The following is a 23677-nucleotide window of genomic DNA, read 5'->3' on the forward strand; positions in this document are numbered from 1 at the left end:
AAGACCAAGATCAACGACCCCGAAATCACCGGCGTTGTCGATCCGAACAACCTGACTCCCGAAGAGCAGGAGCAGGTGAAGGACAAGGTCAAGAAGGCCAACCCGGATCTCCCCGAGAACACTCAGGTGACTGTGGGTAAGGACGGGACCGTGACCGTCACCTTCCCCGACGGCTCTGAGACCCAGATCCCCGCTGAGAAGACCGTCCGCAAGCTCAAGGACAACGAGAAGACCAAGATCAACGACCCCGAAATCACCGGCGTTGTCGATCCGAACAACCTGACTCCCGAAGAGCAGGAGCAGGTCAAGGACAAGGTCAAGAAGGCCAACCCCGACCTGCCCGAAAACACCCAGGTGACTGTGGGCAAGGACGGCACCGTGACCGTCACCTTCCCCGACGGCTCTGAGACCCAGATCCCCGCGGACAAGACGGTTCGCAAGCTCAAGGACAACGAGAAGATCACTCTCAAGGATCCCGAGCTCACTGGAGTTGTGGACCTGACCAACCTCACCCCCGAGGAACAGGACCAGGTGAAGGATAAGGTCAAGAAGGTCAACCCGGATCTCCCCGAGAACACTCAGGTGACTGTGGGTAAGGACGGCACCGTGACCGTCACCTTCCCCGACGGCTCCGAAACCCAGATCCCGGCGGAGAAGACCGTCAAGCTGCTCACCCCGGCCGATAACGGCAATGCCGACAAGGGAAATAAGGGTGACAAGCCGGACGCTTCCAAGCCCGCCAAGGTCAAGAAGGTCAAGAAGCTACAGCACACCGGTGCTGATGTGACGCTTGGGCTCTTCGCCGCGGCCGCCGCTGTGGCTGCCGGTGGGGCCCTGGCCGCTGGGCGTCGTCGCCGTTAAAACAGTTTCGGGAACTTGATCACACGATCACGCCGAAACAAAACTAATGCTCCCCGGGATTGGACGAAATATCGACCATCCCGGGGAGCCTTGCATTCACGGGCGCATCCGCACCCGCATCAACAAAAATCTCAACGAGGAGGTTTCGCTACCATGCACACTGTGGTTCGCTACGGATCGCTCGCCAGTTCTTTCATTTTGCTCGCAATGTGCCTCGGTGCCTTGGCTCTCAACCTGACGGACACCTGGCACTTCACGCCCGGGACCGCCGTGCCCGCGGTTTTTGTGGCTACCACGGTGTTGGTGGCCGCCGCTGGCACTGGCTGCACGCACCGCCTTGCCGGCTGGACTCGGGCGAGCATCGCCTACGCATTATGCGCGGCGGTGCTCTGCGTCAGCCTCGTTTCGCTATGGCTGGCGAGCGGCCCCGAATCATTCAACCTCGTCGGTGCCGCAGCGTGGATAGGCGGATCCCTGGGAATATGCGCCGCCGCGCTCCGCGTCTGCCAATCCGCTCGGCCCGGCGACTCCGCACCACAGGTGTAATGCCACCTTGCCTCATAGAAGTGCGTCAGCATATACTGACGGCGTGATGACGAAAAAGCAACAAGCGAGGCTAGATCCGGCGGTGATCGCAGAGAAGCTGCGCGCCGCCCACGCTATGCGCGTGGAGGCTGATCGCGTCACGAAGTACTACGTCGAGGAAGCGGTGCGCGCGGGCATGTCCTGGAGCGATATTGGCCGTTGCCTGGAGGTAACCAAGCAATCAGCCCATCGCAAATACGCGGCGGGGCTGCCGCGCGACCTAAGGAACCCGTCATGAAGCTGCCTTCCCGAGCCGCTCTCCGGCTCATCCAGAATTCCGACTTCGAAGCCCGCCGCGCCTGGCGTGAAGAAATCAGCCTCGTCGACGTTTTCCTTGCGATACTCTCCTGCGGGGGCAGCGCCAGCCGCATCTGCGCCCGCGCCGGCCTCACGCTGCGGGTTGCGCGCGAGCACGCTAACCAGCTCCACGCCGAACGCCTCGAAGAATTTGGGTTACCGCCCGTGCCCTTGCGTGAACGCACCTACGCTGAGGTTCATGACGACACCACCGAGATTTCCACACCCGCAGACCTGCAGAAATTCCTCAGTGGGAAATTCCCAGGCAATGATTACCACTGCGGCGTGGCCGTCCGTTTGCTCCACGATGAGGCTTCCTGCCGCGCGATCGTGGAACGTGCTGGAATTGACCTTCATCAGCTCATCGCCACGCTTGAAACAGCCGAACCCCTCACCCAGCCACGCCGCATCAAGCGCACTGCACAGCTGCGGATCTACCTACCCACCAACGCCCGTAAAATCCGTGAATGCGCAGCTTCTGCGGAATTCGCCGTCGAGAATTTCAACAATGCCGCCCGTCCCCGCTGGAGGCTGCGCTACATGGGATCAGAAGGCCAGCCCACGGTCTGGGAGCTTTCTGAACTGCCCCGACTGTCCGGAGCGCGTAAACCGGCACAAGATGATAGTCGTTTCATGCCGCAACTCCACCGTTTCACTCTGCTCGCAGACGACGATCCGGAAGCCGTATCGAGCGCTACCGGCGAAGGTTGCTTCGTCACGCTCACGCAGAGCATTGGCAAATCCGGCCTATTATCACGGATTTTCTTCCGCATTCTTCTAGGCTCGGTAATTATCGCTTTTCCGGCCAATTACCTCGCTGATTGGGTGGCTCAGTCCGAGTAGCGCTCCAATGAGAATGATTGCGTTAGTGCCAGGCCCCTACCCGGATGGGCTTCGTAATATCGCCGTCGAACCACGTCTCCTCGCCTTTCCGCGCGGGTACCGGTATCACTTCACCACCGGGACTCAGTTGGAGCCCTAAGAGCTGCTGCTCGCCAGCATCCCCGGAATTACTTACCCGCCACTCAATCTCCATCGTGGCACTGTCCCCCGGAGGAAGCTCAACTCCACGCTCATAGGCGCTGGAGTCCGCTCCGGTGATTTCCGTGGTTCTGAGCTCGGTCGTCGTGAGCTCGGTGCCGGGAAAGCTATTGCTCTGACCTCCCGCATCGGAGAGCCACACCCCGGTCATGCCCCGCACCGAGCACGCGGTCGCGCCACGATTGGTGAGCGTGATTCGCACCTGCCGCGCACCAAGAGCACCATCCACCGAGCTCCGGCTCACCTCCACCTGCGCGGACGTACACGGTTCCGAAATTGCGCCCGGGCGCGGATCTTGTGTAGGCCTGGACAGCCCTCCAGAAATAGGCGAAGGCTCCGGCGTGGGCGAAACCTCCCCCGTAGGCGTAGTTTGCGGTACGGACGCCCCAGAAGAATCCCGGGAATCTTCCACTTCTCGCGGGAACGTTACCGACTCGCCCTTCACATAGGTGCGATCCGCCGGCGAAGGAAGCAGCCACCAGCCTAAGGCGGAAAGCACCACCGCCGCGGCGGTGACGCCCAGGCTAAGTTTCAGGAGAAAACCCGGTGATCTGCCAGCAGGCCCGCCAGCATGTTCAGCGGCCTCGCCAACTTCTGTTCGGCAGTTTTCACGCGCAACAGCAAGACCACCCAACATCACCCCATAAGAAACGATAACCACCATGATCAAGCCCAGGAGCCCCGCGGTGATCAGGCTAGGAGCCATCAACACGCCCGCGCCAGCCCCGGCCACAGCCACCGCCCCGCCATTCATCCACGCCGCACGGCAAGCACCCGTTCCCACCGCGAGGGTAAGGGAAAAGAGCATTCCCGTTCCGAACCCGAGCAGACCTACCCCGGCCACGGCTACCTCAGGCACACCACCGAAGAGCGCGACCACGCTTCCGAGGATCGCTATCGCGACCACCGCGAGCGCGCCGAGCACTTCCACCGCTATCGCCAGGTAACGTACCTGCTTGCGCGGGCAGCTGGCGCCGCCATACTTGCTCGAGGTGCGCGGTAGCGAACGCCCCAGAGCAATCCAAGCACCTATCCCCACCGCGATCCCGGCCAGGATAATAAGCAAATAATCCCAAGGAAAAGGAGCCGCCCGGCACTGCCGTGTCGCATTCCAGCTGCACCAGGCGCCATCTCCGTACGAGTTCAGCACCAGGGACTGATGCACAGTCCACACAATGACCACCCAAGAAAGCACCAGCACGCCAGCCGCGCCGAGCCCGCGGGCTCGCCATAGCGGCCGCTCAGGAGTGGGGAGCTGCGCGGGTGCAGACGCGTCGTCAGTCATGCCGCGATTCTAGTGCGCGCCGTCGTACCACCATAGGGGTACGACGACGCAGCTACCGGCAGCGCGCGAGGATATTCTTCATGATCGTGCGCCCGCAGGGGGTGAGGATCGATTCGGGATGGAATTGCACCCCGAAGACGGGGAAGCTGCGGTGCTCCACCGCCATGACCTCCCCATCCCCCACGCAACGCGAAGTCACAGCCAGATCATCGCCGAGGGTATCGTCGCGCACCGCGAGGGAATGGTAGCGGGCCACCATTTCTTCATCCTCGCACCCCGCGAAGAGGGTGCTGGAGGTATCCATGCGGGCCGGGCGGGCGATGCCGTGCACCACCTCCGCCGCGTAGGTCACGGTAGCGCCGAAGGCCTCGCAAATTGCCTGGTGGCCCAGACACACACCGAGGATGGGGTATTTTCCGGCCAGCTGCTCCACCAGCGGCATGGATACGCCGGCGTCGCGGGGGAAGCCCGGGCCGGGGGAAATAATAATTCCATCCGGGGCCAGCGCATCAATCTCCGCCACGCTCAGGGCATCATTACGCACCACCTTGACATCCGGGCGGAAAGTTCCGACCAGCTGCACCAGGTTGTAGGTGAAAGAATCGTAGTTATCAATGATGAGGATCATGAGCATTCCTCCAGCTGGGCGGCGTCGTGCAAAGCTTCCAGGACGGCCGCGGCCTTATTTAGGGTTTCTTGGTATTCGGTGGCGGCAACGGAATCTTGGACGATACCCGCGCCGCTGCGCGCGTAGACCGTGTTCCCGATCTTGTAGGCGATGCGGATACCGATGCAGGTATCGAGGTTCCCGGAAAAATCGAGGTAGCCGATGGCGCCGCCATAAATACCACGTTTATTGCCTTCAAGATCATTAATGAGCTGGCAGGCGCGAATCTTCGGTGCCCCGCTCAGGGTACCCGCGGGCAGAATCGAGGCTACAGCGTCCAGGGCATCGCACTCGGGGCGAATTTTCCCGCTCACCGTGGAACCAATATGCATGACGTGGGAGAAACGCACCACGTCATGGAAACGATCCACGTTCACGGTGCCGAATTGCGCCAGGCGCCCAATATCATTACGCCCCAAATCCACGAGCATATTATGTTCGGCCAACTCCTTCGGGTCCGCCAGCAGTTCTTCTTCCAGGCGAGCATCCTCCGCGGGCGTGGCACCGCGAGGGCGAGTACCGGCCAGCGGGAAAGTGAAGAGGGTGCCATCCTCCAATTTCACCAAGGTTTCCGGGGATGCCCCCGCCACCTCAATATTATGCCCGCTGAAATAGAACATATACGGGGAAGGATTAATAGTACGTAACACCCGATAAGTATCAATAAGGGAACCGGTGAATTCCGCGCGCAAACAATTAGAGAGCACGATCTGGAAAATATCACCCTCGTGAATATAGTGCTTGGCGCGCTCCACCATCGCCACGAATTCGGCCTTATTGAGAACCGGGGTAATTGGCCCGGTCAGGCGCCCGGTAGTATCCGCCACCGGCTCCCCGTGCAGCAGCAACTGGGCCAGTTCGCGTAATTCTTCCGTGGCACGCGGGTATTCTTCCTCGAGGTTATCGAGCCCCACCACCTTGATTAATATGATTTTTTGGCGGAAGTTATCGAAGGCAATAACGGTGTCGAAAAGCATAAGATCAACATCATTAAATCCCTCCTCGTTCGGGGCATCGAGGCGCAGGGTGGGTTCAGCATATTTCACGTAGTCATAGGAAAAATATCCCACCAGCCCGCCGGCAAAGGGCGGCATCCCCGGGATTTTCGGGCTGCGGTAACGGGCAAGAACCTCGCGGATCGCATCCGAAGGGGACTCATAGTCAGCCGACTGGTCATTAATCCGTACCTGCCCGTCCACGGCCGTAATTTCGAGTTTCGGATCGTAACCAAGGAACGTGTAACGCCCCCAGGTCTGATCCTGGCCGGCCGATTCGAGCATATAGACGTGATCGGAAACGTTTTTGAGGATTTTCAGAGCGGTGACGGGCGTGAGGGAATCGGAAAGAATTTCGGTGGCGACGGGCGCGGCACGATACTCGGGCGCGGAGTGCTGCTCGGGCGCGGCACGGTACTCAGGCGCGGAGTGATGCTCGGGCGCAACGCGATTCTCGGTTCTGAGGGCGCCCAGCTCAGCGAGGGCAGGGTAAAACTGCATAATTATCCTTTGTGATAACAGTGCGGGGGTCTTAATTATGGGGTGACGTTGATCCCTGAGGGCACGGCCCGCTTAGAAAGCACGCGCGTGCGGGGAAGAAAAATTAGGCGCGCCATCGACGCCAGCCGGCGCCCAGCGCCGCAAGCTTTGCACAACCCGTATCCATACCCGTCACTTTAGCAGGCCGAATAGTTCGGCGCGCTGCGTTCCACTTTCCGGATCCCGCGGCTCCAGATGCAGCTCATTATCGGCCACCTCGTTAATGAATTCCGGATCGTGGCTGATCACCAGGACCGTGGCTCCGCGCGCTGCAAGCGCGCGGATGTGAGTGGAGATGGAGCGGAGGTGCCGATAATCCACCCCGGAGGTCGGTTCGTCAAAGACATAAAAGTCGGCGTGTGCCACCGTTGCATTGGCGACGACGAGGCGCTGCTTCTGCCCGCCCGATAGAGTAGCCGGATGCCGGTCCGCCACCTCGCCTAGCCCGAGGTCCGCCAAGACCTGCTCGATCTGTTCCGCGCTCACCCCGGAATTCCCGAGCGCCACTTCCCCGCGCACGGTTTCCGCGAAAAGCTGGCGGGTGACATCCTGCATAACCAAGCTGGAATGGCGCAGCCGCTCGCGCCCCCGGCACACTTTCCCGCCGAAAGCAATCCGCGCACCAGATTCCGGATGGGCCAGGCCGATGAGCACCCGAGCCAGGGTAGTTTTCCCCGCCCCGTTGGGGCCCGTCAGCGCGGTGACCTGCCCGGCCGGGAGCTCCACCCGCTCCAGATTGAGCACCTCGTGGGGCCCGTAGGCAAAGCGCACCGACTCGGCCACCACGCCCGGGGTAGTGGGCGCGTTGGCCGGTGCGCCGGCGTCGTCGCCCTTATGCATGGTGGCGGGCACGCGCGCCGCACGTTCGGGTACCCGCAAGGTCCGCAGGCCCAGGCCGATGCGTTCGGTTTCGTCCATCGCGAAGAAATCCGCGGCGGCGTAGCACCCAGTGATGCGCCCGCCGTGCATCACGACGACGCGGTCCGCTACGCCACGCAGCGGATAGAGGCGGTGCTCGGCGATGATCGTGGTCCAGCCGCGGGCTTTGAGGGCGCGCACGACCTGCGCGAAATGCCCGACCATCTCGGGACTGAGGTTGGAGGTTGGTTCGTCGAAAAGGAGGATGCGGTGCGGGCCGACCAGCGCGGCGGCGCTCGCCACCAATTGCAATTCGCCCCCGGAAAGCTGGGCGAGGCGGCGTGGGAGGAAACGCTCGATATTCCAGGTGGTGGCGGCGTGGGCAATGCGTTCGGCGATGGCCTCGGGTGCGTCCCCGGCGTTTTCACCGGCGAAGGCGAGTTCCTCGAGAACTTTCGCGGTGAAGAATTGCGCGCGCGGGTTTTGGAAAACGGTGCCGGCAGCGCGCCCGAGTTCCTGAATCGGGGTGGCGGTGGTGCTGTGCCCTGCCAGGCGGACCTCGCCGTGCAGCTCGCCGGGGTAGAGCTCGGGGATGAGGCCGTTGAGGAGTTTGAGGATCGTGGATTTCCCGGAGCCGGATGGCCCGGTGATGAGAGTGCACGAACCTTCCGGGAAGTCGAGGTCGATATCGCGCACGCCGCATTCGGCGGTGGGCAGCTCGGGATCGCTCTGGTAGGTGAAAGTGACGCCGCGCAGGTAGGTGGCGGAATCCGCGGTTGCGGAAGCGGAAGTCGCAGCGCCCGCAGCTTCGGGAGCCGCGGTGCCCTGAGCTTCGGTGGCTTGCTGATCGGGCGCGCTCATCGCACTCCTCCCGGGGTGAAGCTGATATTGGCGAGGTAGTAGCGCGCCACAATGAGGGCCGCGATGACCGCGAGCCACAGCGCATCCACCCAGGAGAAACGCAGGCGATGCAGCGAGGTGGGGCGGGTGCGCGAGCCGAGGCCGCGCAGGGTTCCCGCGGCCGTCATATCATCGGCAATGCGGGCGCAGGAGGACAGCAGCGGCACCAGGATAAATTCCAGGTAGCGCAAGGGATGCAACACGGCGCTCCAGCCCATGGCCAGGCCGCGCAGGGCCATGGCCTCGCGCACCGCCCGGTATTCGGAAACCACGATCGGCAGGAAACGCAGCAGCACGGTGATCGGCGCGGTCACCGCCACCGGGATACGCAGGGCGCGCAGCGCTGCCACCAGCTCGCCGGGCACCAGCACCGTGAGGGCATACCCGGCCAGGGCGGCCGCCGCGCATAATTTGAACATCCAAAACCCGAAGGCCACGAAAAAGGCACCCAAGGCGGAGGCCCCGGTGAGGCTCGGGAGGAAAATAAGGAACATCCAGAAGGATTCCACCACGATGATGCCGAGGGCCAGTTTCACCCGCCCGTTACTCACGAGCGCGAGCGCCGCCACCAGCACCACGATCACCGCGAGCAGGAAACTGCCGCGCGTCATGACCAGCGCATTACCCACCAGCACCAGGAGGAGGACGGTGCGCGGGTCCGGGCGCCAGCGTCGGCGCTCATCCAAGCTCAGAATCGCGCCGGCATCAAGCACCGCGGGCACCTCGGAGCCAGGATTAGCGGGCACGCCAGCGCCGGGCAGGGCGGGCGCGCCAGCGCCGGGCATGGCGGGCACGCTGGTAGGGGAAGCGAGCGGGCCGCGAGCACGCGGGCCCGCGGCGTCGTCGTTAAAAATTGTGGAATCCACCGGAACCTCGCAGCTAGCGTGCGATACCGGACGTGCGGAAATGGCGGCGCAGCACCGAATCGCCGAAGAAACCGCCGATGATCCCGAGCACGAACACGGCCACGCCCCAGATGGCGATCATGGTCGGGGAGAGGAACCAGCGCAGGCCGTCGGCGTACTCGGTGCCCATGGAGCCGGCGATGTACTGGTAGTAGCCTTCGGCGTCGGTGAGGACCGGGAACCACGGGGCGACGTACCACAGCGACATCAACGCATAGCCGAGGATCTTGAGGTAGCGCTTGCCGCGGGTGAAGAGGTAATCGCCCAGCAGCCCCAGGCCGAAGGTGAGCAGCACGGTCACCCACGGATGGCCGGTGAGCACCATAAGTGCGCCCACGAGCAGCGCCATAAGTCCGAGGGTGCCGAATTTCGGGGCGCGTGCTTTGAAGAGGAAAACGACGACGCCGTTGGCGATAATCCCCAGCGCGTAGCCCACGAACATCATCGCCGGGTTGATGACGCCCAGCATGCCGAAGCCGAAAAGCACAACGAAGTAGATGGCAGTAAAAACGCCAATGTTAATAAAGTCTTTAGTTTTCACGGTGAGTCACTCCTGAACGAAGTAGTGAGAACGAATCAGGGGCGGATTAGGGCACCCTAACTTGAACTTTCGGGGATTAACTGTAGCGCGATCTGAGCGTGCGTCAATAGGACGTGTGAAATACGGGTGAAATGCGGGGGTGGCGGGGTGGATTCACGGCCATTGCGGAAGCCTGCGCCGGGTGCCACGCGAGGCGGAAATGTGCCAAGCCGCGAAGCGCGCCACAGGGCCTGCGCAAGCGTCGCGAAACGAGTAGCCTAAATCTGTATCGATTTTCAATCGCTCGCGCCAACGGTGGCGTTGCGCCACAATCGTACCGAAGGAGGAACCTGTGACCAGAAAAATCTCCGGCGCCCTCATCGCTCTTATTTTTGGCCTGCTCGCGGCCATCGCGCCCTTGCCAACCGCACTCGGGGAGCCAAATCCGCCGGGCGAGGCCACTCCGTCCACGTGGAACGAGCTCATCACCACCGCTTCCCAATCGGGTGATATAAGCGTGACTCTTTCCCATAAGTTGAGTCTTAGCGCGGATGCGCCGGTGCTGCGGGTTCCGGCCGGAACCCAGCTCACCCTCACCGGCAGCGGCGAGGTTACCGGCGCGGATCTGCCCGCGATCCAGGTGGACAAGGGTGGTTCTCTCACCTTGGCCGGTCCGTCATTCACCCGCACCCAATTCGTGGTGGAGGGCACGCTCACGGTAAATGCCGGCTCGATTCACGATACGGCCCTGACCGGCCCGGTTATTTTCGTCAAGGGCGGGGACCTGATTATTAGCGGCACCGCTGATTTCTCGCGTAATTCCAGTGCGCCGCAGGGTGGCACGCTCGGGCCGAGCGGCGTCGTCGCCCAAAAATATGCACCGATTACCGCCTACGGCGGAACCATCACCGTGGGTGGCGGCACCCTCACCGAGAATGCCGGCCTGCAACTCGGCGGAGCTATCGGAGTATGGGGCAGCGCGGAGCAACCCGCAAAACTCGTGATCAGCGGGGGCACGCTCAGCAAAAACACGGTGAGCCACCCGGAGTTCAACGGTCTCGGTGGAGCGGTCTTCACCGAAGGTGCCACCGTGGAGCTCAGTGGCGGCACGCTGAGCGGCAACGTCACAGAAATTGGCGGGGCTATGGCGCTTATGCACTCCCCCTTCACCATGAGCGGCGGCGAAGTCCGCGGGAATTCCAATGGCGCATTCAAGGGCCAGGGAGGCGGTATTCATATCACCGGTGGCGAAGCGAAGTTCACCGGTGGAATCATCACCGGAAATGAGTCCACCATCGCTGGCGGAGGTCTGCATACGGCTCAGGCTACTGTCACTTTGGCCGGGACCTCGTTCACGAATAACATCTCCGGCGAATCCGGTGGTGCGCTCGCCTTCCGGTCGAATAGCAAGGTTACTCTTACCGCCGGGCTTATCAGCGGAAATACGTCCCGCGGATTCTGGGGCGGTGCCGGTATTTACAATGAGAAAGGCTCCACTCTCACCATCCACAACGCGGTTATCCGCAATAATGAGATCGCGGAGATGCGGCTGGTCGGAGCTGGCAACCGCCCGCCGAGCCCTCAGGGCGGCGGGGTGTGGAACTGCCCCACCGGCAGGACCACCATGAATATCACCCGAGGCGTGGCTATTTTCGATAATTCTGCGCCGAATGCTGGTACCCAGCAGCAATACAAGGGCGCCGGCGATGATTTCTTCAGCGTTGCCAAGCACGAATTCGATAACCCGACGCCCGTTGCGGGCCAGCCGGTTGTGGTGACTGAGCGGATGCTGGGCGGCTCCCCGCGCGCCTGGTTCCAGGATGGCTCCGCCTACGGCATTCACACTAATTGGCCCGCGGAGAAACAGCTGCCGCGTTACCAGGAAGGCGGGGAGAATACCCCGGTTCCCTTCGGTCAGCCCATTAATGACAATAAGGCTTTCAAGTCGGTGCCGAGCGCGGAGGCAAAAGCCCTGGCTGGGCAGTTGGCGAGCGTTGTTATCGAAAACAATCGCGCCACCGGCATTGGCATTAGTGGCGGCGGCATGCCAATAACGGCGAGCTGATTTTCGGCGAGGATGACATCTGGACCCTGCGCGTCACGAAGGCCTGGGAGGGCGACGACGCCGCCACCCGCCCCGAGTCCATCACGCTGGACGTACTGGTAGGCGGGCATAAACTCCAGGAAATCACCCTCACGGCCGCGCAGCAGTGGACGGCCGAGATCCCCAACTTCCCCAACCCGGCCACGCTCATCGACGCGGCCACCGGCAAGCAACTCCCCATCGAATTCCGCGAGCACGGCGCGGAAAACTCCCCGTACACGCTGCGCACCACCGCCACCACGGCGGACGACGGCGCGAAGCTCTACACGGTGGCACTCACCAACACCATGTCCACCGAAGTTTCGGTGGCGAAGAAATGGAACGACGACGCCGCGCCTGCCGGGCTGCGCCCCGATAAGGTCACGGTGGAACTCCTGGACGGGGGCCAGCCGGTGGGTCAGAGCCTGGTGCTGAGCGCCGCGGGCGGATGGACCGGGAAGTTCACGGATCTCCCGGTGTACCGCGAGGGCCGCAAGGCGGTGTACTCAGTACGCGAAGTGCAAGTTCCCGGGTATACAAGCGTGATCAGCGGGGATGCGGGCAGCGGGTACGTCATCACGAATACTCATACACCGCCGCCGCCCACCACGGAGCCGCCAACACCTCCGACTACTCCGCCAACCACGCCGCCCACTCCGAGCGTGCCTCCTACCACGGAGCCTCCGGTGCCTCCTACAACGCCACCGAGTGTTCCGCCGACGACTCCGCCGAGCGTGCCTCCAACGACACCGCCCACGGTGCCGCCGAGCACACCTCCGGTAACTCCACCGGCCAGCACGCCGCCAAGCACCCCGCCGGCTAATCCGCCGCGGATTGTGCGCACCGGTAGCGACGCTCGTTCCGGAGCAGCCCTCGCGGCCACCGCGCTCGTGGCGGGCCTCGGAATCCTGGCCTGGCGCCGCCTCCGCACGGACCGCTAACCGCGCCCTGCGCCAGCTCACGGGGGTGGTACATCGCACCGCGATGTACCACCCCCGCCGTCGTCGTACCTCTTAATGGGCACTATCCGACTGAGACCCGTTTCACGCCGAAAAAATTTCCCTCCGCCTCGGGAGAGGAATATGCTATTGGCAATTTGAGCCAAAATCAGGCAGGCTCAGGAAAATTCGGAGGCACACTCACTCATGTCCGTGACGGAAACGAAAATCCCGACCGCCACTCAACCGATTGATCACCCCATCGATGGGAATCTCACCATTCCCGCCGAATCCGGTATTTCCACCGGTTCTGGAATTTCCACCAGCTCTGGAATTCCCGATAATCCCGGCCTTTCCGGTATTCCTGATTCCGCAGGAGTTAACAACCGGCCGGACGAGGATTTCTCATTCGGAGTTGTTCCCACTTCAAGCCGACGTTCCTTTTGGGCCGTCGGCTTTGTTATGCTCGGCTTCACTTTCTTCTCCGCGTCCATGTCGGTCGGAGCGAAGCTCGGCATCGGCCTAGACCTGGGCGGCTTCATCGCCGCGGTCTCCATCGGCGGCGCCATCCTGGCCACCTTCACCGGGGCCCTGGCCTACGTGGGCGCGAAAACCGGGATGGGCGTGGACGAACTCGCCCGCCACTCCTTCGGCCGCTTCGGTTCCTTCCTCCCCTCCTTCCTCATCGCCTTCACCCAGATGGGCTGGTTCGGCGTGGGCGTGGCCATGTTCGCCATCCCGACCGCGGAAATCCTCAATATTAGCCCCTGGCCGATTGTTCTCATCGCCGGCGGCCTCATGACCGCCTCCGCCTACTACGGCATCAAGGCCATCGAGATCGTGTCCTTCATCTCCGTGCCGCTTATCGCGGGCCTGGGCACCTACTCGATGGTGACCGCCACGGTGGACGGCGGCGGGCTCACCCGCATCTTCGCAAACACCAGCGGCATGCCGGTTATGGTGGGAGTTGGCCTGGTGGTCGGCTCGTTTATCTCGGGCGGCTCGGCCACCCCGAACTTCACCCGCTTCGCCGGCTCCGCGAAATCCGCGGTTATCACCACCGTCATCGCCTTCCTGCTGGGCAATACCCTCATGTTCTCCTTCGGCGCGGTGGGCGGGGCCTTCACCGGCAAAGACGATATTTTCTACGTCATGATCGCCCAGGGCCTGGCCATCCCCGCCCTCATCGTGCTGGGCGCGAATATTTGGACCACGAATAACAACGCCCTCTACACCACCGGCCTGGGCTTCGCGAATATGACGAAGCGCCCCAAGAAGCCGCTGGTCATCATCGCCGGCATCCTCGGCACCCTGTGCGCGCTGTGGCTCTACGACAACTTCGTGGGCTGGCTGAGCTTCCTCAACGCCACCCTGCCCCCGATTGGCACCGTGCTGGTAGCCGACTACTTCGCCAACCGCCGCGCCTACCAGGCCATCGTGGAAGCCGTGGAAACCGGGCGGATCTCCGCCGCGGACACCTCGAATACCTCGGCGACCCGCGCGGTGGCCTGGCCCGCGGTGATCGCGGTGGCGGCCGGAGCGCTGGTGGGCTGGACCATCCCGGTGGGGATTGCCTCGCTCAACGCTATCGTGGCCACGCTGGCCGTGTTCTTCGCTGGCCGCGGCGTCGTCGCAAAAATGAAGTAAGCGCCCGCGCGCCGCACCGTAACGTATCGCACGCACCCGAAAGGAGCACCCGTGAGCACCCAGATTTTCCGGAATCTGCGCATCGAAAACGCTGAGCATCTCTCCGATATCACCGTGACTGACGGCATCATTACCGCGATCACGCCCGCCGGGCCGGTTGCCGGTTCCGGCGCGGTTTCCGCCGGCGCCGGTTCGCGTGCCGCCGGTTCACCCGCCCCCGTTTCTGGCGCCGCCGTTTCTGGTACCACGGCGCAGCCGAGCCACGCGCCGGCCGCCACCGTCCGTGACTTTGGCGGGCGCCTGGCCCTGCCGCCCATCGTGGAATCCCACGTGCACCTGGACACCACGATGACCGAAGGTGATCCGCACCCCAACGAATCGGGCACTCTCTTCGAGGGCATCGAAATTTGGTCGCAACGCAAGGCGAAGCTCACGGTGGAGGACGTCAAGGAGCGCGCCATGCGGGCAATCCGCCAGCAGGTACGTTTCGGCATCCAGTACATCCGCTCCCATGTGGATATCAACGACCCGAAGCTCACCGCGCTGCGCGCCCTGCTCGAACTGCGCGAGGAACTGCGCGACCGCGTCACTTTGCAGCTGGTGGCCTTCCCGCAGGAGGGCATCGAATCCTACCCGCACGGGCGCGAACTGCTGCGCACCGCCGCCGAGCTGGGCGTGGACGCCATCGGTGCCATCCCGCATTACGAATTCACGCGCGAATACTCGGTGAGCTCGCTGAATTACGCGGTGGGACTCGCGCAGGAATTCAACCTCCTCATGGACGTGCATTGTGATGAGATCGACGACGGCGCTTCGCGCGGCCTGGAAACCCTGGCGACTCGGGCCTACGAGGCCGGTATCGGGGAGAAGGTCACGGCCTCGCATACCACGGCGATGCATTCGTATAACAATGCCTATTTCATTCGGCTGCTGCGACTGCTCAAGATGAGCGGAATCAATTTCGTATCCAATCCGATGGTCAATACCCACCTGCAAGGGCGCACGGATACCTATCCGAAGCGCCGCGGGGTGACCCGGGTCAAGGAGCTGACGGAAGCGGGGATCAACGTGTCCTTCGGGCAGGACGATATCGTCGATCCGTGGAATCCGCTGGGCACGGGCTCGCTGCGCGACGTGACCCTCATCGGGCTGTACGTGACCCAGATGATGGGCGCTTCGCAGATCGATAATTCCTATCGCTTCATCACCCACAACGGGGCCCGCACCCTCCACCTGCCCGATTACGGCATCAAGGTGGGTAATCCCGCGAACTTCATCGTGCTGGGGGCGCAGTCCTGGCGGGAGGCTCTGGCTTTCCACGCCCCGGTGCTGGCTTCCTACCGGCACGGCGAGCTGCTCTTCGAATCGAGTGAGCCGGAGCGCGCCTGGTATTTGTAGGTGGTTGGTTGTGCGCCGTGCGCGGCGCGGGCTTCGCGCGGGCGCGGTGCGGGCTTCGCGCAGTTTCCGCGGCGGCGCGCGGTGCGGTGCGAACCGGACCACCCGGCACGCGGCGCTGAGCAGGCGTTGAACCGGGCTTGAGCCGCCGCGCGCTTTTCTCCCGGACCCTCGGCCGAGTGACAGGCCGGGGGTTCGGTGAATTTAAGCCGGTGGGCGGGCCTGCGAGCGACAGCCGCCGACCGTCGACTCACAAAAAGCAACCACAGCTACATTAACTTTTCCAAATCGTGCACTGGCGTTGCTTTCTGTGAGCTCTCGCGTCAAGGCGTTGCATTCTGAAAAGACTCCCTGTCGGGACGTTGCTTTTTGTGCCCATTCGGGTTGGGACGTTGCTTTTTGTGCCCATTCGGGTTGGGACGTTGCTTTCTATTTGCTACCGCGGCAGGGCGTTGCTTTTTGTGATGCCAGCGGTGACACTGATCGCTCTCAATCACGCCGGCTCACAAAGTGGTACTGGAGCTACAGCCAACGCCTGATTTTCTGTCGTGGAGTACCACTCTGTCAGGCCCACTGTTCTCCAGTACCACTTTGTCTCTGCACCGCGGGCCTGGTGGCCAGCCACCACCCGGAGCTGATCTGGCATCTGGCCGCCCGGGCCCGTCCAGCCCAACCCCGAAAACATAGTGCGCGTAAGAGCACCGTTTTGGAGTGATGTCGTGTCTCTTACGCGCACTTGACGAGGATGATGGTCCGAAATGCACGTTTTGCATCCGTGACGCTTGAGAGTGAGTCACTTTACCTGCCCCGCGCGGGCGGGAGTCGGGTGTGTTTTTCCGAGATGTACTTCGCATGTACGACATCTGCACTACAGCTCGGAAAACACATACCGCCCCGCCTCCCCTTGCGCCGCCTATTTTACATGTGTAAATTAGGCGGCATGAGAGAGGTACACACAGACGATCCCAACGGTGGAACGAGCGGAATGCCGAACGCAAACCAGCACGATAGCCTCGACCCTGCCGCAATCCAACACGATAACCTCGGCCCCGCCGCAAACGATCCGCGGGCCCGGCGCTCCTATGATGCGCTAGTGCACGCCGCCGGCGCGCTCATTGATAGCGGTGCGGCGATTGACGATCTCACTATTTCCTGGATCACCCGCGAAGCCGGGGTCACCCGCCCCACCTTTTACCAGCATTTTTCTGGGATTAGGCAGCTTGTGAGCGCCGTCGTTCTTACACGGCTCCACGCAATTTTCGATGCCACCCCGGTGCCAACCTCGGAAGAACCTTCGCTCGACGTGCAGCGGCAGGTGCTGCTCCCCATGCTCACCACTCTGCTGGAGCACCGCCATCTTATTGTCGCGACCCTCACCAGCTCCGCGGCCCTGGGCAGCGCAGCCCCGATTATCGCGGCAATTCGCGATCGCCTTCTCAGCGCCCCGGCCATTCGTGCCCGCGGGCGCGTCATGTTCGGCACGCCGGTACACGAAAAACGAATGTCGGGTAACGGCACGCCCACGCCTGCGACCGCCAACTCAAACATGCCCGCCCGCGAGAACGGCAACTATCCCCCGCCCTCGAAAGCGGAAATGGACTTCGCTTCCATGGTGGCGGCCGGCCTGCTCTGGCGCGTGCTCCACTGGATGACCGAGGAACCCGCCGACCCCAATGATCTTCCCCGCCTCGCCACCGAAGTGGGCAGTTTTACCCGCGCCGCCTATGGAGAACACTCATGAGCGAATCACGAAACACCGCCCCGCAGCAGGATACGACGACACCGAGCGTCGCCACAGAAACCGGGCAGGCCGCGCCAGCCGCGCAGCCGGCTGCCGCCCGCAGCTGGCGGGAGCGCATCCGCCCCGCGATTATTATGTTCGGGCTCGCCATTATCCCGATGATCTACGCGCTGATTCTCACCGGCGCCTACGATGACCCGCTCGGCAACCTCAATGAGATCCCGGCCGCGATTGTGAATGAGGATCGCGGCACGCAGCTGGGCGGCTCCGAGGTGAACCTGGGCGCGAGCATCACCACCAAGCTCCTGGAAACCGAGGAGCGCCAGAACTTCCAGTGGCGGGAATACTCCGCCGCGGAGGCCCAGCAGAAACTGGCTAACGGCGATATTTACGCGGTGCTCAGTATTCCGGCGTCGTTCTCCAGCGATGCCACCTCTGTGGCTCGCGGCCCCGCGGCCGCCACCCGCGCCCGGCTCTCCTTCGTCACCGACGATGCCCTCAACTATATTGTCGGCAATGTGGGACGCGTCATCGCCTCCACCGCCACCGCGGCGGTTTCGGAGAAGGTGTCGGCCGAGTATCTTGATGGCATCTACCTTTCCTTCGGGACGCTGAGCGAGCAGCTCAGCGCCGCGGCGGGCGGAGCCGGAGAGCTGGGCGCCGGGCTGCATGACGCCGCCGGCGGCGCAACCCGACTCGCGCAGGGCGCCGGCAAACTGGCCGAGGGTGCCGGGAGCCTCGCCAGCGGAACGGAAACATTAGCTTCCGGTGCGGGGCGTATGAACGACGGCGCAGCTCAGCTTGCGGCCGGAGCAGGCGACGCCGCGGGCGGGGCCAGCACCCTCAGCGAGGGGGTTTCCCAAATAGCCGGTGGGGCCAGTGCCGCGAGCCTGGCGGCCGGCCAGCTCCGGGATGGTGCGGAGCGCAGCGCCGCAGGCCTGGATACCTTGGCGTCCGCCAGCCAGGATGTGGCGGCGGGCAGCCAGAAAGTAGCGGAGGGGAATGCCGCGCTGGCGGAGGGCGCCAACCGCGCTCTTGCCGGCGCGCAGCAGCTGGGCACCGGAGCGGAGAAGCTCAGCGGCGGGCTCGGCAGCCTCAATGATGGATTGAGCACCCTTATCGCGATGTACGATGTGCTGCCCCCGGAAGTGGTCAAGGCGAAGCTCGCTGAGGCGCAGGCCGGCACCGCGCAGCTTCTTGAAGGATCCACCCAGCTCCAGGGCGGAATCGCCGCGCTCGTAGGTGAGGAAAGCGGAACGGGGAGCGGACCTGGCGCGGGCACCGCCACCGGAGCGAGCGGCGAGCCTCGCGCGGGCGCCGGAAGCGGCGGGTTGAGCGCGCTTGCCAGCGGGGCGCAGGCCGCGAGCGCCGGGGCGGCGCAGCTCAAGGACGGTGCCGCCCAGCTGGCCGCGGGTGCGCAGCGCGCCGCGGCGGGAGGCCAGCAAGCCCTCGCCGCCACCACGGAATTTGCGAGCCAACTCGATACCCTCGCCGCCGGGAGCAGCCGCGCCGCAACCGGCGCCACCCAGCTGGCGGAAGGCACCGCGCTCCTCGCTACCGGAAGCGGCGAACTGGCCGCCCGCACCCCCGACCTCGCCGCCGGAGCACGCGCCGCCCACAGCGGAGCCACCCAGGTAAGCAGCGGCGCCACCGCCCTCGCGACCAACCAGGAGACCCTGCGCGACGGCCTGCACACCCTGCGTGATGGCGCCGCCACCCTGGAAGTGAAACTCTCCGAAGGTGCGGAGAAAATCCCGGTCTACACCCCGAGCGAATCAGAAACGATGCAGCAGGTGGGGGCCACCCCGGTGGAATTAAGCACCACCCGCGCCCATCCCGTCGGTGATTTCGGTGCGGCAGTCGCCTGCTACTTCATCGCGCTGGCGATGTGGGTGGGCGCTATCGGCCTCTACCTCATGAAGCCACCTCTCTCGCGCCGTCTCGCAGCGGCGCGCGTATCCGGGCTGCGGCTCGGGCTCGGTTCGGTTGCTAGCGGGGCGCTCATGGGGATCGTGCAGGCGGGCCTGCTGGTCGGGATACTCCACCTCTTCGGGAATGTGGATCTCATTAACCCGGGCGCCACCCTGGCCATCTGCGTCACCTCCTCGATTGTGTATATCGCGATCAACCAGGCACTCATTGCGCTTTTCGGCGCCCCGGGTCGCTTCATCGCGCTTCTCATGATCGTGATCCAGCTGGGCGCGGCCGGCGGCATCTACCCGGTGGAAACCGCGCCGAGCTTCTTCCAGGCCGTCCACCCGCTGCTGCCCGTCACCCACACGGTCAACGCCCTGCGCGCCGCAATTGCCGGTGGCCCCATTGACACCGCCACCTACGCCGGGGCGCTCGGGATATGGTTCGCTGCTTCGGTGCTGGCCACCGTCCTCGCCGCCATCATCAAAATACGGCGCGATGGCCACGCCGGCGCGTCCCGGCCCCGCGAGGCGAAAGCCGGTAGCGGCGTCGTCGTACCAAAAAATGAGGAGGCGCCCGCCGCGGCGCGGTAATTTCTGAGTCCTATTTACCACGAAGTAAGGGAAGCCTAATATGGAGGTGCTCCGCGGATCGCCCGCGGGGCACCTCTCCTACTGTTCGCGGAGGAATGGGATGACGGCTCAACTCACCCACGCAGATGCCGGCACCGCCCCGAACGGCGGCGTCGCCACGCGTGTCGATACGTATAAAGAAAAACGCGCGCAAGGACAGCGCGCCCTCAAAGAACTCATGGCGCCGATTGCCCCGCGCCTGGCGCTCGGCCGCTTCGTGGCGGTGTGCTCCTCGCTCGTGGCCGTGGCGCCGTTTATTGCGCTGGTGCGCATTGGCGATATTCTGCTGCCGGCCTGGCGCGCGGGAACGCCGATAGATACCGCGGCGCTCAGCTGGAATGTGAAACTACTTGCCGGGGCTTTTTGCACCCAGCTGCTCCTCTATTTCCTGGCGCTCACCATCACGCATTTCGCGGATCTCAAACTGCGCGGGCTGCTGCAAGAGCGCATTATCGCGCAGATTTCACGCGCGCCGCTCTCGTGGTTCTCTCGGGCGCGCTCCGGGCAGATCCGCAAAGCGATCCAGGCCGATACCACCACGCTGCACACCCTGGTGGCGCACGCCCCGGTGGAAACCACGGCCGCGGTAGCCACCCCGCTCGCCCTCGTTATTTTTGCGTTTACCGTGAATTGGCGCCTGGGGCTCCTCACCATCATCCCGCTGCCCTTCTATTTCGCGGCGCAAATGTTCATGATGCGCGATATGGGCGAAAAAACCGCGGAGATGGACGACCGGCTCGGCTACCTCGCCGCACGCGGGGTGGAATTCGTGGAAGGCATCCAGGTAGTCAAAAGCTTCGGGAAAGTCGGCCACGCGCACCGCGCTTTCGCGCGCGCCGCCGATGATTTCGGGAATTTCTACTGGGACTGGTGCGGGCCGCTGCTCAAAGGCTCCGCGCTGGCGATGTCCTTCATTTCCGCGCCGGTGGTGCTGCTCATCAATATGGGGCTCGGCTCGCTCATCCTGGCGGCCGGCGGCGCCACCCTCCCCGAGGTCATCGCCTGCTCCCTCATCGGCCTCATCGTGCCGCTCACCTTCGACACCCTCTCCACCAGCATGTGGTCCTACCAGCTGGCCGGGAATTCGGCGCTGCGCATTATCGAGGTAACGAGCGTGGAACAGTTGCCGCAGCTCGAGGCCCCGTCCGAAACACCCGCAGCCCCCGGGGACGCACGCACCGGAGAAGCCGCGGGCGGCGTCGTACCCGAACACGTTGTGTTCGAGAACGTGAGCTACTCCTATCCGCGCGCCGGGCGCACCATCCAGGCGCTCGACGGCGTATCCCTCACGCTGCGCCGCGGCACCGTGACCGCGCTGCTCGGGCCCTCCGGTTCGGGCAAATCCACGCTGGCGACCATGCTCGCGCGCTTCCGCGATCCGGATAGCGGGCGGGTGCTCCTCGACGGGCGCGACCTGCGCACCCTCCCCGAAAAAGACCTCTACGCGCGGGTTGCTTTCGTGCTCCAAGACGCGCAAATGCTGCGCATGTCCGTGCGCGATAATATTCGCCTCGCGCGCCCCAATGCCGACGACGCCGCCATCGAGCAGGCGGCCCGCGCCGCCAATATTTGGGAAGATATCTGCACCCTCCCCAAGGGGCTGGACACGGTGCTCGGGGAAGATACCACGATGTCCGGGGGTCAAAACCAGCGCCTGGCCATCGCGCGGGCGCTGCTGGCCGACGCCGACCTGCTCATTTTGGATGAGGCGACCGTGGCCACCGATCCCCAATGCGAGGCGGAAATCCAAAGCGCCCTCAACCGTTTGGTGGCCGGGCGCACCGTGCTCGTCATCGCGCACCACGCCGAATCGGTGCTCGGGGTGGATCAGGTGTGCATTTTGGAACAGGGGCGGATTTCCGCCCTGGGTACCCCGGACGAGGTAGCCACGCATCCCTTCTGGGTGCGGCTCATGGAAGGACGCGAAGATGCCTAAGAACTCTGATACCACGAATACTTACGGCGGGCGCGCGGGCGGCGGGCACACGCACGGCGGCCACACGCACACCGCGAGCGCACCCACCACGTACGGCGGCCACACGCACACCGGGCGTTTCTCCGATCCGCTCCTCGTGCACGCCTACGGCTCGGTCCTCACCGAGAAAGGCCACGGCTACTACCGCCGCTCGATTATCCTAGTCATCCTTTCCGGGATGATCGAAGGGCTCGCGCTGCTCACCGTGGTGCCCCTGGCGCTGACCTGGTCTACCGGCACCCCGACTCTCGGGCTCGGCGTGGGCGGCTGGATTAGCGTGCTTGCCGGACTTGCGGTGACCGGCCTGCTCACCGCCTACGTCCAGGCGGTCATGGCCTACACCGCCGCCATGGACGTGATCCGCCACAGCCTCAGCCTGCTGGGCGACCAGCTTTCCCGCCTGCCGCTGGGCTGGTTCCGCTCCGGCTGGGCCGGCACCCTCTCGCGCCTGGTCACCGACGGCCTTATGGCCATCGGCCAGGGCATCGCCCATTTCACCACCCCGATTATCCGCAATGCCACCGCCGCGCTGGTGCTGCTGGTGGGGATGTGGATCTGGCAGTGGCAGCTGGGGCTCGCCCTCACGGTTGCGTTCCCGCTGCTGTGCGCACTGGCCGGCGCGGCCCGGGTTTTACGACGCCGCTCCGAGCTGGCCACCAGTGCCACCGAAAGCGATCTGGCCGACCGGATCGTGGAATACGCCCGGTGCCAGCCGATTCTGCGGGCCACCGGCCAGGCCGCCACGTTCGCGCCGCTTCATACCGCCGTGAACGCGAACCTCGCCGCCCAGCGCCGTTCGCTGTGGCTGGGCATCGGCGCGAATCTACTCTCCGGGGTGGGCGCGCAGCTGCTGGTGGTGAGCCTCATCGCGCTGGCGGTGCACCTGTGCACCGGCGGGCTGCTCAACCCGGCCGCTACCCTCGCCTTCCTCGGGGTGGCGTTGCGGTTCATGCGGAATCTGGAGGATTTCACTTCCTTCGTGATGGCGACCGAGGTGGCCCGCACTCCGCTCGATTCCATGCGCGAGGTGCTCGATGCACCTGTCCCGAGCGAGCCCGCTAGCGACGTCGCCCTTCCTACGCCCGGCGAAGTTGCCCTCCGCGACGTTCGTTTCGGGTACCGCGCGGATACCCCGGTGCTGGACGGCGTGAGTTTCACGGCCCGCCCGGGCACCCTCACCGCGATTGTGGGGCCCTCCGGGGCCGGCAAATCCACCCTGTTCCGGCTCATGTGCCGGTTCTGGGACGTGGACGGCGGCAGCGTGAAGATCGGTGGCGTGGATGTGCGTGATCAAACGACGGCGCAGCTCATGGCGCAGTTGTCCATGGTGTTCCAGGATGTTTATCTATACGACGACACCCTCGAAGCGAATATTCGGGTGGGGCGCGAGGGCGCCACTGATGCCGAAGTGCGGGCGGCCGCGGATATGGCCGGCGTGAGCGATATTGCCGCGCGGCTACCCGGCGGCTGGGAGAGCCCGGTGGGCGAACGCGGCGGGATGCTTTCCGGTGGGGAACGCCAGCGGGTTTCCATCGCGCGGGCCCTGCTCAAGCACGCTCCTATTGTGCTTTTCGATGAGGCCACCTCGGCCCTCGACCCGGAAAATACCGCCGCCATCCGCGCCTGCATTCAGCAGCTGCGCCAGGAGGCAACCGTGCTGGTGATTGCCCACAAGCTGGAGACGGTGCAGGGTGCGGACCAGATCGTGGTGCTCGACGCGGGCGGTACGGTACGCGAAGTGGGTACGCACGCCGAGCTGTTGGCAAACGGCGGGCTGTACCGGAAGTTCTGGGAAGATCGACGGCGCGCGGCCGGCTGGCAGCTGGGGGCTGCGGCTGAGTAATGCCGATTCGGGGGATTAGTGCCGCTCTTCGCGTGCATATCACGGGCCCGCCGGT

Annotated in this window: 18 protein-coding genes and 1 pseudogene; 13 read left to right on the plus strand and 6 right to left on the minus strand. The window is 64.1% G+C overall.

The features are described 5' to 3' along the window. Positions 1 to 9 precede the first annotated feature (9 nt). The 4 genes from ACRQHG_RS08800 to ACRQHG_RS08815 all read left to right on the plus strand — a co-directional run bounded on the left by ACRQHG_RS08800 (position 10) and on the right by ACRQHG_RS08815 (position 2586). On the plus strand, positions 10 to 861 hold the full coding sequence (locus ACRQHG_RS08800; RefSeq protein WP_435720002.1) for a MiiA motif-containing surface protein: 852 nt from the start codon (positions 10 to 12) through the stop codon (positions 859 to 861). Between the two features lie 153 nt (positions 862 to 1014). After that, positions 1015 to 1407: a hypothetical protein gene (locus ACRQHG_RS08805; RefSeq protein WP_435719982.1), complete on the plus strand. Its 393-nt coding sequence runs from the start codon at positions 1015 to 1017 to the stop codon at positions 1405 to 1407. Positions 1408 to 1453: 46 nt separating this feature from the next. Further along, complete coding sequence (locus ACRQHG_RS08810) at positions 1454 to 1684, plus strand: hypothetical protein (protein ID WP_035276963.1); 231 nt, start codon at positions 1454 to 1456, stop codon at positions 1682 to 1684. Beyond that, positions 1681 to 2586 (plus strand): hypothetical protein, encoded by a 906-nt coding sequence (locus ACRQHG_RS08815; RefSeq protein ID WP_435719983.1) that lies wholly within the window; start codon positions 1681 to 1683, stop codon positions 2584 to 2586. The genes ACRQHG_RS08810 and ACRQHG_RS08815 overlap by 4 nt, the downstream gene beginning before the upstream one ends. A 22-nt stretch (positions 2587 to 2608) precedes the next feature. On the opposite strand, the gene ACRQHG_RS08820 is transcribed toward ACRQHG_RS08815, so the two are convergent. From ACRQHG_RS08820 to ACRQHG_RS08845, 6 genes are all read right to left on the minus strand, one after another. Then, complete coding sequence (locus ACRQHG_RS08820; RefSeq protein ID WP_435719984.1) at positions 2609 to 4069, minus strand: DUF4232 domain-containing protein; 1461 nt, start codon at positions 4067 to 4069, stop codon at positions 2609 to 2611. A gap of 52 nt (positions 4070 to 4121) precedes the next feature. Continuing rightward, complete coding sequence (locus ACRQHG_RS08825) at positions 4122 to 4697, minus strand: anthranilate synthase component II (protein ID WP_320753952.1); 576 nt, start codon at positions 4695 to 4697, stop codon at positions 4122 to 4124. Continuing rightward, the gene (locus tag ACRQHG_RS08830) at positions 4694 to 6232 is read right to left on the minus strand and encodes an anthranilate synthase component I family protein (protein ID WP_435719985.1); all 1539 of its coding nucleotides are present in this window, start codon (positions 6230 to 6232) and stop codon (positions 4694 to 4696) included. Before ACRQHG_RS08830 ends, ACRQHG_RS08825 begins: the two co-directional genes overlap by 4 nt. Positions 6233 to 6403: 171 nt before the next feature. Beyond that, positions 6404 to 7990, minus strand: a complete 1587-nt coding sequence (locus ACRQHG_RS08835; RefSeq protein ID WP_435719986.1) for an ABC transporter ATP-binding protein — start codon at positions 7988 to 7990, stop codon at positions 6404 to 6406. Then, positions 7987 to 8895 (minus strand): energy-coupling factor transporter transmembrane component T family protein, encoded by a 909-nt coding sequence (locus ACRQHG_RS08840; RefSeq protein ID WP_435719987.1) that lies wholly within the window; start codon positions 8893 to 8895, stop codon positions 7987 to 7989. The genes ACRQHG_RS08835 and ACRQHG_RS08840 overlap by 4 nt, the downstream gene beginning before the upstream one ends. Positions 8896 to 8908: 13 nt before the next feature. Beyond that, complete coding sequence (locus ACRQHG_RS08845; protein ID WP_016441893.1) at positions 8909 to 9475, minus strand: MptD family putative ECF transporter S component; 567 nt, start codon at positions 9473 to 9475, stop codon at positions 8909 to 8911. 331 nt (positions 9476 to 9806) lie between these two features. Here ACRQHG_RS08845 and ACRQHG_RS08850 point away from each other — a divergent pair, with 331 nt between their 5' ends. The 9 genes and pseudogenes from ACRQHG_RS08850 (at position 9807) to ACRQHG_RS08890 (ending at position 23622) form a co-directional block, all read left to right on the plus strand. Beyond that, on the plus strand, positions 9807 to 11519 hold the full coding sequence (locus ACRQHG_RS08850; protein ID WP_284883561.1) for a right-handed parallel beta-helix repeat-containing protein: 1713 nt from the start codon (positions 9807 to 9809) through the stop codon (positions 11517 to 11519). Between the two features lie 26 nt (positions 11520 to 11545). Beyond that, positions 11546 to 11767: pseudogene (locus tag ACRQHG_RS09380) on the plus strand (Cna B-type domain-containing protein); the annotation flags it as partial. A 60-nt stretch (positions 11768 to 11827) separates the two neighbouring features. Further along, positions 11828 to 12478, plus strand: coding sequence for a Cna B-type domain-containing protein (locus tag ACRQHG_RS08860; RefSeq protein WP_284883560.1), 651 nt, complete (start codon positions 11828 to 11830; stop codon positions 12476 to 12478). Positions 12479 to 12682: 204 nt separating this feature from the next. After that, positions 12683 to 14122 carry a cytosine permease gene (gene codB, locus ACRQHG_RS08865; RefSeq protein WP_435719988.1) on the plus strand — a complete coding sequence of 480 codons (1440 nt, stop codon included), beginning with the start codon at positions 12683 to 12685 and terminating at the stop codon, positions 14120 to 14122. Between the two features lie 51 nt (positions 14123 to 14173). Beyond that, entirely contained in the window at positions 14174 to 15520 is a 1347-nt protein-coding gene (gene codA / locus ACRQHG_RS08870) for a cytosine deaminase (RefSeq protein ID WP_435719989.1), read from the plus strand. Between the two features lie 982 nt (positions 15521 to 16502). Next, positions 16503 to 17258: a TetR/AcrR family transcriptional regulator gene (locus ACRQHG_RS08875; RefSeq protein WP_435719990.1), complete on the plus strand. Its 756-nt coding sequence runs from the start codon at positions 16503 to 16505 to the stop codon at positions 17256 to 17258. Beyond that, complete coding sequence (locus ACRQHG_RS08880) at positions 17255 to 19765, plus strand: YhgE/Pip domain-containing protein (RefSeq protein WP_435719991.1); 2511 nt, start codon at positions 17255 to 17257, stop codon at positions 19763 to 19765. The genes ACRQHG_RS08875 and ACRQHG_RS08880 overlap by 4 nt, the downstream gene beginning before the upstream one ends. Positions 19766 to 19865: 100 nt before the next feature. Next, positions 19866 to 21740, plus strand: coding sequence for an ABC transporter ATP-binding protein (locus ACRQHG_RS08885; protein WP_435719992.1), 1875 nt, complete (start codon positions 19866 to 19868; stop codon positions 21738 to 21740). After that, positions 21733 to 23622, plus strand: a complete 1890-nt coding sequence (locus tag ACRQHG_RS08890; RefSeq protein WP_435719993.1) for an ABC transporter ATP-binding protein — start codon at positions 21733 to 21735, stop codon at positions 23620 to 23622. The genes ACRQHG_RS08885 and ACRQHG_RS08890 overlap by 8 nt, the downstream gene beginning before the upstream one ends. Positions 23623 to 23677 lie beyond the last annotated feature (55 nt).

It is taken from the genome of Actinotignum vesiculae, assembly GCF_051267215.1.
GTDB classification, from domain to species: domain Bacteria; phylum Actinomycetota; class Actinomycetes; order Actinomycetales; family Actinomycetaceae; genus Actinotignum; species Actinotignum schaalii.

Coding starts and splice junctions, on each gene's coding strand:
- ACRQHG_RS08805 (WP_435719982.1), top strand. CDS start 1,015: ATGCACACTGTGGTTCGCTACGGATCGCTCGCCAGTTCTTTCATTTTG.
- ACRQHG_RS08810 (WP_035276963.1), top strand. CDS start 1,454: ATGACGAAAAAGCAACAAGCGAGGCTAGATCCGGCGGTGATCGCAGAG.
- ACRQHG_RS08815 (WP_435719983.1), top strand. CDS start 1,681: ATGAAGCTGCCTTCCCGAGCCGCTCTCCGGCTCATCCAGAATTCCGAC.
- ACRQHG_RS08820 (WP_435719984.1), bottom strand. CDS start 4,069: ATGACTGACGACGCGTCTGCACCCGCGCAGCTCCCCACTCCTGAGCGG.
- ACRQHG_RS08825 (WP_320753952.1), bottom strand. CDS start 4,697: ATGATCCTCATCATTGATAACTACGATTCTTTCACCTACAACCTGGTG.
- ACRQHG_RS08830 (WP_435719985.1), bottom strand. CDS start 6,232: ATGCAGTTTTACCCTGCCCTCGCTGAGCTGGGCGCCCTCAGAACCGAG.
- ACRQHG_RS08835 (WP_435719986.1), bottom strand. CDS start 7,990: ATGAGCGCGCCCGATCAGCAAGCCACCGAAGCTCAGGGCACCGCGGCT.
- codB (WP_435719988.1), top strand. CDS start 12,683: ATGTCCGTGACGGAAACGAAAATCCCGACCGCCACTCAACCGATTGAT.
- ACRQHG_RS08875 (WP_435719990.1), top strand. CDS start 16,503: ATGCCGAACGCAAACCAGCACGATAGCCTCGACCCTGCCGCAATCCAA.
- ACRQHG_RS08880 (WP_435719991.1), top strand. CDS start 17,255: ATGAGCGAATCACGAAACACCGCCCCGCAGCAGGATACGACGACACCG.
- ACRQHG_RS08885 (WP_435719992.1), top strand. CDS start 19,866: ATGACGGCTCAACTCACCCACGCAGATGCCGGCACCGCCCCGAACGGC.
- ACRQHG_RS08890 (WP_435719993.1), top strand. CDS start 21,733: ATGCCTAAGAACTCTGATACCACGAATACTTACGGCGGGCGCGCGGGC.